At 63.0% G+C, this 13,575-nt stretch carries 11 protein-coding genes; 5 read left to right on the top strand and 6 right to left on the bottom strand.

Annotation, left to right across the window (positions count from 1 at the left end; translation table 11 throughout):
- Window positions 1-224 precede the first annotated feature (224 nt).
- Both AC0L2M_RS32780 and AC0L2M_RS32785 read right to left on the bottom strand, forming a co-directional pair.
- The gene (locus AC0L2M_RS32780; protein ID WP_023798717.1) at window positions 225-1,400 is read right to left on the bottom strand and encodes a lytic murein transglycosylase; all 1,176 of its coding nucleotides are present in this window, start codon (window positions 1,398-1,400) and stop codon (window positions 225-227) included.
- A gap of 80 nt (window positions 1,401-1,480) precedes the next feature.
- A complete protein-coding gene (locus AC0L2M_RS32785; RefSeq protein WP_023798718.1) occupies window positions 1,481-2,272 on the bottom strand; it encodes a glycoside hydrolase family 25 protein in 792 nt (263 codons plus the stop codon).
- Between the two features lie 223 nt (window positions 2,273-2,495).
- Between AC0L2M_RS32785 and AC0L2M_RS32790 the strand changes: the two genes are divergently transcribed.
- Window positions 2,496-3,875, top strand: a complete 1,380-nt coding sequence (locus tag AC0L2M_RS32790; protein ID WP_473537013.1) for a serine hydrolase domain-containing protein — start codon at window positions 2,496-2,498, stop codon at window positions 3,873-3,875.
- Window positions 3,876-4,426: 551 nt separating this feature from the next.
- On the opposite strand, the gene AC0L2M_RS32795 is transcribed toward AC0L2M_RS32790, so the two are convergent.
- The 3 genes from AC0L2M_RS32795 to AC0L2M_RS32805 all read right to left on the bottom strand — a co-directional run bounded on the left by AC0L2M_RS32795 (window position 4,427) and on the right by AC0L2M_RS32805 (window position 10,357).
- The gene (locus AC0L2M_RS32795) at window positions 4,427-5,113 is read right to left on the bottom strand and encodes a class I SAM-dependent methyltransferase (RefSeq protein ID WP_023798720.1); all 687 of its coding nucleotides are present in this window, start codon (window positions 5,111-5,113) and stop codon (window positions 4,427-4,429) included.
- Complete coding sequence (locus AC0L2M_RS32800; protein WP_023798721.1) at window positions 5,110-6,357, bottom strand: BtaA family protein; 1,248 nt, start codon at window positions 6,355-6,357, stop codon at window positions 5,110-5,112. Before AC0L2M_RS32800 ends, AC0L2M_RS32795 begins: the two co-directional genes overlap by 4 nt.
- 82 nt (window positions 6,358-6,439) lie before the next feature.
- Window positions 6,440-10,357 (bottom strand): hydantoinase B/oxoprolinase family protein, encoded by a 3,918-nt coding sequence (locus AC0L2M_RS32805; RefSeq protein ID WP_473537014.1) that lies wholly within the window; start codon window positions 10,355-10,357, stop codon window positions 6,440-6,442.
- Window positions 10,358-10,557: 200 nt separating this feature from the next.
- Here AC0L2M_RS32805 and AC0L2M_RS32810 point away from each other — a divergent pair, with 200 nt between their 5' ends.
- From AC0L2M_RS32810 to AC0L2M_RS32820, 3 genes are all read left to right on the top strand, one after another.
- On the top strand, window positions 10,558-10,758 hold the full coding sequence (locus AC0L2M_RS32810) for a hypothetical protein (RefSeq protein ID WP_023798723.1): 201 nt from the start codon (window positions 10,558-10,560) through the stop codon (window positions 10,756-10,758).
- Between the two features lie 309 nt (window positions 10,759-11,067).
- Entirely contained in the window at window positions 11,068-11,787 is a 720-nt protein-coding gene (locus AC0L2M_RS32815; protein WP_473537015.1) for a TerB family tellurite resistance protein, read from the top strand.
- A complete protein-coding gene (locus AC0L2M_RS32820) occupies window positions 11,784-12,545 on the top strand; it encodes an N-acetylmuramoyl-L-alanine amidase (protein ID WP_473537016.1) in 762 nt (253 codons plus the stop codon). The genes AC0L2M_RS32815 and AC0L2M_RS32820 overlap by 4 nt, the downstream gene beginning before the upstream one ends.
- A 164-nt stretch (window positions 12,546-12,709) precedes the next feature.
- Here the strand turns inward: AC0L2M_RS32820 and AC0L2M_RS32825 are convergent, their stop codons facing one another.
- Window positions 12,710-13,030 carry a hypothetical protein gene (locus AC0L2M_RS32825; protein WP_473537017.1) on the bottom strand — a complete coding sequence of 107 codons (321 nt, stop codon included), beginning with the start codon at window positions 13,028-13,030 and terminating at the stop codon, window positions 12,710-12,712.
- 7 nt (window positions 13,031-13,037) lie between these two features.
- Here AC0L2M_RS32825 and AC0L2M_RS32830 point away from each other — a divergent pair, with 7 nt between their 5' ends.
- Window positions 13,038-13,520 carry a lytic transglycosylase domain-containing protein gene (locus AC0L2M_RS32830; protein WP_353816965.1) on the top strand — a complete coding sequence of 161 codons (483 nt, stop codon included), beginning with the start codon at window positions 13,038-13,040 and terminating at the stop codon, window positions 13,518-13,520.
- Window positions 13,521-13,575: the final 55 nt, after the last annotated feature.

Consider the following 13,575-nt stretch of genomic DNA (forward strand, 5'->3'; position numbering starts at 1 on the left):
TCAGTAGTCAGTAGTCAGTAGTCAGTAGTCAGTAGTCAGTAGTCAGTAGTCAGTAGTCAGTAGTCAGTAGTCAGTAGTCAGTAGCCAGTAGTCAGTGGTCAGTAGTCAGTAGTCAGTAATCAGTAATCAGTAATGCGCACCTAGTTCCATTCACCATTTACCATTTACCATTTACCACTCACTACTCACTACTCACTACTCACTACTCACTACTCGCTAACCTGCTACAGCTTCGCCAAAAGCTCCGGTGTCGGCCAGCCGTCGACCGGCAGGCCTAGCCGCATCTGCTCCTTGCGGATCGCTTCGCGGGTGTTGGTGCCCAGGATGCCGTCGACCGTTCCCACGTCATAGCCTCTGGCCTCGAGCTTTGTCTGCAATGCCCTCATCTGGTCGCCGTTGAGGCCGGGTTCGGGATTGCGCGGGTCGAATTGCGGCGCACCCGCCAGCCGCGCGGCGAGATTTGCCGCGGTCAGCGCATAGGTGAAGGACTGGTTCCATTCGAGGTAGACGTCGAAATTGTCGTAGACTAGGAAGGCTGGCCCCTTGCGGCCCATAGGCAGCGCGAGGCCTGCCTTCAGGCCGTTGTCGACAAGCGGCGTGCTGTTCGGGTTGGTGACACCCCACTGAGCCCATTGCGCCAGCGGCAGCTTGTTGGTGCGGCCGGTCTGGTCCCATGGCAAGTCGTCCGGCACGCGGACTTCCTCGATCCAGGGCTGGTCGCGTTTCCAGCCGCGCGACGTGATCTTGTTGGCGGTGGTCATGATCACATCAGGCGCGCTGCCGCGCAGGTCGATCACTTCGTCGCCGTCGCCGTCGACGCCTCGGCCGAGATAGTCGGAAGGCAGCATCTGCGTCTGGCCGATTTCGCCCGCCCAGGCGCCGGTGACGTCGGCCGGGACCACGCCGCGATCGATCAGCGTCAACAATGGCACGATCTGGGGCCGGAAGAGCTGCGGGCGACGACAGTCGTGAGAGAGCGTGACCAACGCGTTCAGCGTTTGGAAATCGCCCTGCACGGCGCCGAAATCGGTTTCCAGCGCCCAGAAGGCGGCAATGACCGGGGCCTGAACGCCGAATTCGCGATCGGCGCGGGCAAACACGTCGGCATATTCCTTTAAAACGACCGCGCCCTGCTTCAGCCGATAGGCCGATATCATGCGGTTCGAAAACTCGATGAAGGTCTGGGTAAAGACGCCTTGGGCGCGATCTCGCGCCAGCACCTTTCCATCGAGAGCGGCGGTTTCCAGCGCCTCAAGTCCGGCAGTGCCGACGCCGGCGTTCTTCGCCTCGGCCACAACGCCCTGCTTCCAGGCCTGGAAATCGCCGCCGCATTGCTGTGCCACCGCCGGCGACGTGGCGGCCAGAAACAGCGCCGCGAGAATTTCCAAGCGCAATCGCATCGCCATCCTCCCGAGAAGATTACCGGCGGTTGCAGGCGTCCTTCATTAGCTGTGTCGAAAAGCAGGCTGCAGGCCCGCTGTCAACGGGTGTTCTGCCGCAGCCATTTGTTCCAGGTGGCTTCCGAGCCGTTGAATACGTTGATATCGGCCTTCCCTGAGATGCCCGGCACAATACCGGTTCCGGTGTACTGCCAGAAGGTGAACGGGTGGCTGCCGTATCTTTTGCGCGGATGGCCGGCCACCGAACGCAGCCAGTAGGGATAGCCGCGGAAGGCCGACAGGCCGTTGTCGTCGAAGAAATCGATCGAGGTGTAGATGATCGGCTTCTTGCCATAGTGCTTTTCGACGATTTCGAGGAAAGTGCTCATCTCGCTGCGCACCGTGGCCGCATTGGGGCGCAGCTTGCAGGTCGGCGATTGCGGGTTCCATTCCATGTCGAGAACCGGTGGCATTGCCGAGCGGTCTCTGGGCACGTTCTGGATGAACCAGCGCGCCTGCGTCGCGGCCGGTGTGCAGAAATAGTAGAAATGATAGGCGGCGCGCGGAATTCCGGCGGCTTTCGTGCGGCTCCAATGCTCGTTGAAATACGCGTCGAAGCGATCGCCACCTTCCGTCGCCTTGACGAAAACGAAGGAAATGCCGCTGGCCCTGGCCGCCGGCCAATCGACCGAGGTCTGGTATTTGGAGACGTCGGTGCCATGGACGGCATAGCTCCACGGCGCGCCGCTGTCCCACTCATGCGGGTCGGAGTCGTCAAAACGGGGTGCGCGCACCGCAACGCTCGGCGCGCCCGATGAGGGAGGCGCAAGATCGTCGACGGTCGAGCAGGCGCCCAGTAGCGTCAGCAAGATGAAAGCCGCGAAACGGCGCATCGCTACTCCTGAACCGGTTTCAGCCGGCCGCTGATGGGTTGTTGCTGCAGGTGGTCCCTCGACCGTGCCCCCAAGCGATCGCCCCACAGGACCGCTCTCCTATCCCTGGTGTATCGCTGATCATGGTTGATATTCCGTTGACAGCGCTCGACCAGAACCGCGATTTTGCCGAAGCAATGACGGCAAATCGATGGCATAGATGAGCTTCCGGGGGAATCGGAAAATGCAGATTGCTCTGAGGCTGGTGAAGTGGCTGCTCGGGCTGGCCGTATTGGCGGTCGCAGCACTCGCCGCCTGGCTTTACATCGCGCCGCCGGAACTGATCCGCGTCGGCTCGGGTTATACGGCCAAGATCGTCTGCTCGAATGTCTTCATCGCCGGACGCGATGCCGATGAGGTGCTCGCAGTCGACGTGCAGGCGCCGGGCCATCCACTGCTGCGGCTGATGAGGATGTCCGTCGACAAGGAACAGGGCACGGTTTCGGCCGGGCTGTTCGGCGTGTTCGGCAAGAGCGTCGCCGTCGTTCGAGACGGGCTTGGCTGCACCGCGGTTCCGGGCGGCGACATCGCCCGGGCCAAAGCAGTCGCCGGGCCGGCGCTGACACCGCCGCCGCCGCTCGACGCGCTCTGGCCGGAGGGCGACAAGGTCGACGCATCGCAAAACCCCGAGATCGCGAAAATCCTCGACGATCCTGCAATGACCGGCGCCGGTATGCGGGCGGTGGTGGTGGTCAAGAACGGCCGCATCGTCGCCGAGCGTTATGGCGCAGGCTTTACCCAAAAGACGCCGCTGCTTGGCTGGTCGATGACCAAGACGGTCAATGCCGCGATCGTCGGCACGCTGGTGAAGGACGGCAAGATGGTGATGACGAACCAGGGCCTGTTCGGGCCCTGGAAAGCGGACGGCCGCGCCGCCATCAGCCTCGCCGACATGATGGCGATGTCGAGCGGGCTGGAATTCAACGAGGATTATGGCGACGTCACCGATGTGACGCGGATGCTCTACCTCGAGCCTGATATGGCGGGCTTTGCCGGATCCAAGCCGCTGACCGGCGAGGTGGGCAAGGTATTTTCCTATTCAAGCGGCACGGCAGCGATGCTGTCGCGGCTTTGGCAGGATGCGGTCGGCGACAAGGACAAGGCGCTGGCGTGGCCAAGGATTGCGCTGTTCGACCCGCTCAGCATGCAGAGCGCGGTGCTGGAGACCGACGAGCACGGCACCTTCGTCGGCTCGTCCTATCTCTACGCCACCGCCCGCGACTGGGCGCGCTTCGGCCAGTTCCTGCTGCAGGATGGTGTCTGGAACGGCCAGGAGGTCCTGCCTGCGGGCTTCGTCGCCTGGATGCGGGAAGCCGCAACCGCCTCGAAAGTCTACGGCAGGGGCCAGGTGTGGATCGAGGGTCCGGGCGACGAGGAGAGCCCCGGCGCCGGCATCGCTGCGGGCCTGCCAAGGGATAGCTATTGGATGGAAGGCCATGACGGGCAGACGGTCGCCATCATCCCCTCGGCGCAGCTTGTGGTGGTGCGGCTCGGCCTGACGCCGGCCAAGCTCGGCTACCGGCCGCAGATCATGCTGGCAGCGCTGGTGAAGGCGCTGCATTAGAGGAATGCGGCGATCGCTCGCCGCAGAGTCTATGCAGCTGTCGCCAAAGGCCTTCCACGATCAATACGCGCCCGCCCGTCGGGCGAGGAGCGAAGCGACGCGACCGATCTTGGGATTCCGTGACCTTGGAGCGCTGCTGCGGTGCAGAACCTTCGATCGCGGAGCGAGGCGCCCCCCTCTGTCCTGCCGGACATCTCCCCCACAAGGAGGGAGATTGGCAGCTCGCGCGCCTCACCCTTCTTTCAACGTTGAAGATTGGCGAAGCCGGACGCGACATCTGATCTCCCCCCAAGTGGGGGAGATGTCCGGCAGGACAGAGGGGGGCGCGAAGGATCGCTACCGTTTTCGTTCTGAGCCGCTGCATCCTTCGGCTGATGTCACGGAATGGATCCCAGGGTCTGCGCCGTCGCTTCGCTCCTTGCTTGACCTAGGATGACGAAGGCGCGGGGGCTTATGGCTAATCGCAGACGTTGGAGATTGGCGGTTGCAGGCCGGTCGGCAGCGACCCTCCACAGGGCTCAGTCAAAGAGCAAATCCTCTGGGCTGCGGAACTAGCTGGCGATCTTGATCACGGCCAGCCAGGCGTAACCGCGATAAAGCGTTCTAAACCGAAGGGTTGCGCCCACTCTTGCAGATTCTGATTGCAGGACGTCCCGCAGGGCCTCGCGCGGCTCGACGTGGAATTTTCTCAGCCAGCCGCGCAGCAGCGTGCGGAACCAGCGGGGCAGGGCCTCCTGCTGGCCGAAATCGACGACGTGCAGCGAGCCGCCGGGTGACAGGGCTGCAAGTGCCGCGGAAATCGTCTTCTCCCAGCCGGGGATCATCGACAGCGAATAGGAGACAAAAATGCGGTCGAAACTTTCGACGGAAAATAGCGCCTTCGCGTCGAAATCGGTGGCGTCGCCGCGCGCCAGCTTGACGCGGCCGGAAAGACCTTCGCGGGCAATGGCAGCAGTGGCCGTTTCCAGCATTTCGGCTGAAATATCGAGACCGAAGAAGCGGGCGTCGGGATAAAGGCGGGCGGCGAGGACTATGTTGCGGCCGGTGCCGCAGCCAAGCTCGAGCACGGTGCCGCCGGCCGGCACTTCCAGCGCTGATATCAACCGGTCGCGGCCGAGCAGGTAATATTTGCGGGTCAGGTCGTAGGCGTGGCGCTGCCAGCGGTAGACGCCGTCCATCAGCTCGGCGTGCCCGGCCGGCGGTTCGCCGTGCCTGGCCGGCAGTTCGGTCGCGCTCATGCGGCTTGCTTCACATAAAGGTGGAAGCCGCCATAGATGGCCGAACGGTCGCGGGCCGAGAATTCGCGCGACGCCTCGTCCGCATAGCTCCACTGGTCGAGCAGCGAATTCGAGACCCGGCCGGGCAACAGGCTGGGTTCGGCCGCGGTGCGGAAGATGACGCGAGCATCGGTCGACGCGGTGCGGGTGATCTCGGCCCACAGCGCATTGAGCTGGTCGTCGGTCATCCAGTCCTGCGCGTCGAGCAGGACGAAGCGGTCGACGGAACCTGCATCCTTGCCGGCAAGGAACTCGATCAGATTGGCATGGTGGATGGCGACGCGGTCGACATTGTTGCGGATCGCCTGGTAGTTGCGTTTTTCGAGATAGGCAGGCAGCGCCGCCTCGCCGGGATTGGGGTAGCGGCGGGCAAAAGCCTGCCAGGCGAAATAGTTGTTCTCCAGCGGAAAATCGCAGGCGAGCTTTTCCAGCCGGGCCTTCAGCACGCTGGCCATGGTGCCGTCGCCCGAGGTGATCAGCGAATCGTACTGCGCCGGCGGAATGCCGAGGCCGAACAGCGAGGCTTTTCGCGATGTTGCCCATTTCAGCAGCGGTTTTTCGAAGACCGGCGCCAGCTCGTCGTCGAAGAAGCGGCGCTGGTCGGCCAGGCTTTTGGCTTCCATGATGCCGGCCGGATCGACGCCGAAGAATTTGGCGGTGCGGTGGCCCATGGCGATGAACAGGCCGAGCAGGCCGGTCTGGTAGAAATTGCGGTCGAAGACGGCGATGCGGCGACGCCGGCGCCAGTTGCGATGTTCCCAGTAATGGCGGCTGACCGGGTCGAGATGCGGCGCGATGAAACGGTCGTAGGCTTGCGAATTGTGACGGGTCTCGGCAGCGCCGAAGAAACGGAACAGGTCGCCCTGCGACGGCAGATGGCGCACCGCTTCGAGCTTCATGCGGTTCAGCGCGATATGGGCGGCGTTGAGATCGACGGCGTCGACCCTTTCGGGTGACCGGGTGAGATAGGCAAGGATGTTGCAGCCGCCCGAGGCGATGGTGACGACGCGGTGGCCCTGGCCAAGCTGCATCGCCTCCATGTCGACGTCGGGGTCTTCCCAGATCTGCGGATAGACGAGGCCGGAAAACAGCAAGGCGAAGAGCCGCTCGGAGAGGCCGGCCTTAGACAGCGGGCGGTTCTGGTAGACGGCCTTGCCAACTTGCTTGCCGCGGCGAAAAACCAGTTCTCCGGAAACATCCGTCATGACAAGGCGATTCCCCGTTTGCTCTGGCGCAAGCGGGTAGCGCAGGTGGATGACAGGCCGGTGACAGTCTGTTGAGGCGAGTTCAGGCGTTGCCAAATCCGCCCGGCGTCGGCGTCGTCACGATGACGGCTTCACCGGCCTCGAGCAGCGTCTGGTCGCAAGCCTTCAGGACTTCGATGCGGCCATCCTTGCGACGGACCTTGGTCGAGCCGACCTCCCCATTGCCGCCGCCGTCCAGGCCTTGCGGCGGGCGGTTGCGATGTGAGGACAGGATCGCGCATTCCATCTTTTCGAGGAAACGGATGGTGCGCTCGGTGCCGTCGCCGGCACTCCATTTGCCTTTGCCGCCGGAGCCTTCGCGGATGTGGAAATCCTCGAGCAGCACGGGGAAGCGCAACTCCAGCACTTCCGGGTCGGTCAGGCGCGAATTGGTCATGTGGGTGTGGACGCCGGAGGTGCCGGCAAAGCCGCGACCGCTGTTCATCCGGCCTGCCGGCGAGCCGGAGCAGATCGTCTCGTAATACTGGTACTGCTTGTTGCCGAAGGTGAGGTTGTTCATCGTGCCTTGCGCATTGGCCATCGCGCCCATGGCGCCGAACAGCGCATTGGTGACATGCTGCGAGGTCTCGACATTGCCGGCGACGACTGCGGCCGGGTAGGTCGGCTTCAGCATGCAACCCTTGGGAATGATGATGTTGATCGGTCTCAGGCACCCGGCATTCATCGGGATCATGTCCTCGACCATGACGCGGAACGCATAGAGCACGGCTGCGCGGGCGACCGGCTCGGGGGCGTTGAAGTTGTTCTTCATGACCGGCGATGTGCCGGTGAAGTCGACGGTCGCCTCACGCTTTTGCCGGTCGACCGATATCTTCACCTTGATGATTTGGCCGGTGTCGGTCGGATACTCGTATACGGAGCTGTCGGGCAACCGCTCCAGCACGCGGCGCACGCTTTCGGCGGCATTGTCCTGGACATGGCCCATATAGGCCTCGACCACGCCAAGGCCGAAATGCGCGACCATCTTGCGCAATTCGGCCACGCCCTTTTCATTGGCGGCAATCTGCGCCTTGAGGTCGGCGATGTTCTGGTGCGGGTTGCGTGCCGGGTAGGGGTGGTCGGTGAGCAGCGTCTCCAGCTCCTTCTCGCGGAACCGGCCGCGATCGACGATGCGGAAATTGTCGAACAGCACGCCTTCCTCGTCGACGGTGGTGGCGAGCGGCGTCATCGAGCCGGGCGCGGTGCCGCCGATATCGGCATGATGGCCGCGCGAGGCGACGTAGAAGAGGATCTTTGGCGATTGGCCGATCTCCCCCCTTGTGGGGGAGATGCCCGGCAGGGCAGAGGGGGGCAACGTCGAGCGCTCAGCTTCGCGGTATGCCGGCTCGCCAATTGGAGGCGTTGGCGGGACAGCGCCCCCCTCTGTCGGCTTCGCCGACATCTCCCCCACATGGGGGGAGATTGGGCGCTCATCCTCAAAGACCGGCGTCACCACCGTAATGTCAGGCAGATGCGTGCCGCCATTATAAGGCGCATTCAGTGCGAAGACGTCGCCGGGGTGAATGTCGCCGGAGTTGAGCCGGATGATGGTTTCCACCGAACGGTCCATGGAGCCGAGATGCACCGGCATGTGCGGCGCATTGGCGACCAGCGCGCCATTGCGGTCGAAGACGGCACAGGAGAAATCCAGTCGTTCCTTGATGTTGACCGAATAGGCGGTGTTTTGCAGCGTCACGCCCATCTGTTCGGCGATCGACATGAACAGGTTGTTGAACACCTCCAGCATGACCGGATCGGCCTCGGTGCCGAGTGCCGCCAGCCGGCGCTTTTTCTCGATGCGACGCAGGAGCACGTGGTTCCTGGCGGTGATTTCGGCCTGCCAGCCCGGCTCGACGACGATGGTCTGGTTCGGTTCGATGACCAGGGCAGGGCCGCCAAGCTTGTGCCCCGGTTTGAGCGCCTCGCGGCGGAAAATGCCGGCGTCTCGCCAGGTGCCGTCGATGAAGATTTGCCGATTTTCCGAAGGGCTTGCGGCGATGTCCTCAAGGATTGAATCACTTTCCTCGCGGCCGGCCGCGCCGCTGTCGATACCTTCGACGCCGACTGATTCCACGATCATCGGCTTGTCGTCATAGACGAAGCCGAACTGCGCCTTGTGCGCTGATTCGAAATCCGCCTTGGCGCGTGCGATCGAACCGTGCTCGAAATTCACCGGCAGCGCGGTGTCGGTGCCGTCGTAGCGGATCTGCAGCACCGGTTTCGAGGCGACGGCGTCCTCGGCAATGCCTTGCGCGGCAAGCTCGTCGATGACGGCTTTGCGCAGCGTCGCGATGAGCTCGTCGATTGCCGGCCTGGACACTTCCGCCAGCGGTTTCAGCAGCGCCTGCTGGCGCGACGAAAAAATCGAGGACAATCCAATGCCATAGGCCGACAGCAGGCCGGAGAAGGGATGGATCAGCACCGCCTCCATGCCGAGTGCGTCGGCAACGAGGCAGGCGTGCTGGCCGCCGGCGCCGCCAAAACAGTTCAGGAGATACTCGGTGACGTCGTAGCCGCGCTGCACGGAAATCTTCTTGATGGCGTTGGCCATGTTTTCGACGGCGATGGTGACGAACCCTTCGGCGACCGCCTCCGGCGTGCGGCCGTCGCCGATTTCGGCGGCGAGTGCGGCGAATTTCTCGCGCACGGTTTGCACATCGAGCGGCTCGTCCTGGCCGGGTCCAAAAATGGCCGGGAAGAAGCCGGGCTGCAGCTTGCCCAGCATGACATTGGCGTCGGTGACGGCCAGCGGGCCGCCGCGCCGGTAGGCGGCCGGGCCGGGATTGGCGCCGGCCGAATCCGGCCCGGCGCGAAAACGGCCGGCCTCGTAGTGCAGGATGGAGCCGCCGCCGGCGGCGACGGTGTGAATGCGCATCATCGGCGCGCGGATGCGCACGCCGGCAACCTCGGTGTCGAAGGCGCGCTCATAGTCGCCGTCATAATGAGCGACGTCGGTTGAGGTGCCGCCCATGTCGAAGCCGATGACCTTGTCGAAACCGGCGAGCTTTGCTGTCTCGACCATGCCGACGACGCCGCCGGCCGGACCGGACAGCAACGCGTCCTTGCCCTGGAACATATCGGCGGCGGTAAGGCCGCCGGATGACATCATGAACATCAGGCGAGGGGATTCCCTCCCACTTGAGGGGAGGGTGGCGGCGAAGCCGCCGGGTGGGGTCGGCTCGACTGGGTTCGACGCTCTGGCGGTGCCTTCTGAGATGACCCCCTCTGTCGGCTTCGCCGACATCTCCCCCTCGAGGGGGGAGAGGACGCCCAGCTCTTGCGCCACCTTCTGCACATACCTTGCCAGAATCGGCGACAGATAGGCGTCGACCACGGTGGTGTCGCCGCGGCCGACCAGCTTGATGAGCGGCGAGACCTCATGACTGACCGAGACCTGCGAAAACCCCAGTTTCCTGCAGACTTTTGCAACCGCCTTTTCGTGGTCGGGATATTTCCAGGCATGCATGAAAACGATCGCCACCGCGTCGATGCCGTCGGCCCTGGCTTGTTCGATAGCCGGGCGCATGGCGGCGATGTCGAGCAGCCTTTCGACGCGGCCGTCGGCGCGCACGCGCTCGTCGACCTCGATGACGCGCTCGTTGAGCTGTTCGGGAAGGATGATCTGCTTGGCGAAGATATCGGGCCGCGCCTGATAGGCGATCCTCAGCGCGTCGCGAAATCCCCTGGTGATGAGCAGCAGCACACGGTCGCCCTTGCGCTCCAGAAGCGCGTTGGTGGCAACGGTGGTGCCCATCTTGATGTCGCCGATCAGGCCGGATGGGATCGGCGCGCCGGATTTTAGCCCGAGCAGATCGCGAATGCCCTGGATGGCGGCGTCGGCATAGGCTTCGGGATTTTCGGATAGCAGCTTGCGCGGGTGCAGTCCGCCTTGCGGGTCCCGGCCGATGACATCGGTGAAGGTGCCGCCGCGGTCGATCCAGAAATCCCATTTGGCGGTCACGGCAGCTCTCCCGGGCATTTTATTGATTCAAATGTGCTAATTCGCCATGGTCTGGTGTTAATTCGCCATGGCTTCGCCGGCAACGCAAAAGCAGATGATGTTACATACGGAAATGCAACGTTATGAAACCCATGGGGCATTTGGTGCATTCTGTCCTCGATCGTCACCGGTAGCGGGGGCGTGATTAGAGGAGAGATGTCATGAAGAAACTCATTCTTGCGTCGGTTTCGGCGCTTGCCCTGCTTGGCGTTGCGGCTTGCAGCGACAGCGGCACGGGCGGGGACGCCACCACCACGCAGAGCACCAATCCTCCGGCGAACGAACAGCCGATGCAGCCGGCTCCTGACGCGACTAAGCCGGCCGAGCCGGCTCCGGCACAGCCATCTGCGCCGGCGCAGTAATTCTTATGTGATGAACAGAAGGCCGGCATCGTGCCGGCCTTCTGACTTCAGGACAATCTTCTTGCGGTCGCCGCCGCAAGCTTGGTCGCCTGTCACTTTTTGGCCCAGCAGAAGGGGCCGAAATGGCGAGGTGGCGAAGGCTTGCAGTTTCGCGCGCTACGCCCCTGCTGCCAGCTAATTTCCATGATCGACGGTTGCGCCGGCTGCTCAGGCGGCCGCGAAATCGGCTGGGCCGGCTTTGCGGCATTGTCTTCCAGCTTGATAGCGGTGGGCTTGATAGCGGCGGCCAGTTAGCCCTAATAGGTGCCCATGTCGATTTGGGATCGCCTCGGCGACTTCATCACCCGCGTTTCGTCCTCAACCTCGTCCGGCGTCGCCGACGTGGTCGAGGCTGTGCGCACGGTTTTCTCCGGCGACCCTGACCTGCGCCGGCGCGTCGCTTTCTCGGTGGCGATGATCGCGCTGTCGGCCAAGATGGCCAAGGCCGACGGCATCGTCACCCAGGACGAGGTGCGCGCCTTCCAGCAGATATTCGAAGTGCCGAAGGAGCAGATGCGCAATGTGGCGCGGCTCTACGATCTGGCCAAGTGCGACATCGCCGGCTTCGAGACTTATGCCGCGCGCATGGCGCAGCTTTGCGGCTCCGGCCATTCGAACTGCGCGATGCTGGAGGACATTCTCGACGGGCTGTTCCATATCGCCAAGGCCGACGGGCTGGTCCACGAGCGCGAAGGTCAGTTCCTGCATCGCATCGCCGAGATCTTCCGGATCGAGGAGGCGCATTACCAGAGCATTCTGGCCCGGCACGTCGATCTGGGTGCGGCCGATCCGTATGTCGTGCTCGGCATCGAGCGGGGAAAAACCTTCGAGGAGGTCAGGAAGCGTTACCGCAAGCTGGTTTCGGACAACCATCCCGACCGGCTGATCGCACGCGGCCTGCCGCAGGAATTCATCAAGATCGCAACCAGCAGGATAGCGGCGATCAACGCGGCCTATGAGATGATCGAACGGGGCCTGCGGCACGCATGAGCGGCTTCCTGCCCGACGAGCCGAGCGCCGAGGTCAGGGTATCGCCGAATTTCGGTCCACGACGCGAGACGGTCGACATGATCGTGCTGCACTACACCGGCATGGAGACCGGCGCCGGCGCCGAAGCATGGCTGTGCGATCCAGCCAGCGAGGTTTCGTCGCACTACCTCGTCCATGAGGACGGCCGCATCGTCCAGATGGTCAGGGAAAGCGACCGTGCCTGGCATGCCGGCAAGAGTTCCTGGTTCGGACGTAGCGACATCAACTCCTGTTCGGTCGGCATCGAGATCGTCAATCCGGGACATTCGCTGGGCTACCGGAATTTTCCGAAACCGCAGATCGATGCCCTGATCGGCCTGTGCAAGGGGATTGTTCAGCGCCATTCCATCCCGGCTCAACGGGTGCTCGCCCATTCCGACGTGGCGCCGGGACGCAAGATCGACCCGGGCGAGAGATTCCCCTGGAAGGCCCTGTTCGAGGCCGGTGTCGGCCATCTTGTCGAAGCGGCACCCGTCAGGCGCGGCGCGGTGGTGAAGGCCGGCGACGCGTTTGCCGAGGTCGAGGCGTTGCAGTCGATGCTGGCGCTCTACGGTTATGGCGTGGAGATATCAGGCGCTTTCGATCGGCAAACCGAAATCGTGGTCGAGGCTTTCCAGAGGCATTTCCGGCAACGCAAAGTGGATGGCGTGGCCGACGGATCGACAATTCGCACGCTGGAACGGCTGCTTGGCTCGGTGAGGGCAGTTCCGTCCAAGTAGTCTTTTCCTGGCTGTAAGTTACAGCCTGTCATTTAAAGTGACTTGCCCCGCCTTTTTTGCCGCCAATTCGACCGTCAAAGGCGATCCGTGCAAGTTGTCGGACCTACAGCCTCCCAAGTGTTCCGACGTTGATTGGCGTAGCTGCGTGAAGTTCTTCGCGCGGTTCAAACAGAACAGGATCCCATGCAGAAATTGACCGTTTTAACGGCAGCTGTTGCTGCCGGCGTAATAACTTTTGCCATCGGTGCGGCCAATGGCACGCCTTTGAGCCAGCGGGCCGACCAGGGTTTCATGACCGCGTCCGATAAGACTGCCACGCCGAAAGCCGGGCAAGATGCCGGAGAAAAAAGGACAGCCTCCGCAACGGCGAAAAAAGTTGCTGCGGTGAAAGCGAAAAAGCCAGCATCCGCAAAGGCGGAAAAGGTCTCTGCAAAGAAGGCAGTCGTTGCAAAGAAGCCAGTCCTTGCAAAGAAGGCAGTCTCCAAGCGGCATGTGGAGCGCAACAGGACCCGCATCGACCAGGCGACGACGGCGTCGATCGGCCGGCAAAGCCGGGCGGCGGCGCCGAAGCCGGCGGCCGCTGGCGATAGCGGCCAGTATTCGACGATCATCGAGCGTCATGCGGCCAGCAATGGTGTGCCGGTCTCGCTCGCCAAGGCCGTCATCATGATCGAGAGCAGGTTTCAGCCGAACCAGGTCGGCCGCGCCGGTGAGATCGGCCTGATGCAGATCAAGCCGTCGACGGCGCGGATGATGGGTTACAGCGGCTCGATCAAGGGTCTCCACGATCCCGAGACCAACATCAAATACGGCATGAAATACCTCGCCATGGCGCGCAACCTCGGCGACGGCACGACCTGCGGCACGATCCTGAAGTACAATGCCGGCCATGGCGCCAAGCGGATGAACCCGATTTCAGCGGCCTATTGCGGCAAGGTCAAAGTGCAACTGGCCGCGCTTGGAGCGCCGGCGTAATAGACCGGGACCTGCTTTTTTGTTTGCGTTTTCGAATGTGAATCCCTTTATACGC

The organism is Mesorhizobium sp. WSM4806 (genome assembly GCF_055811635.1).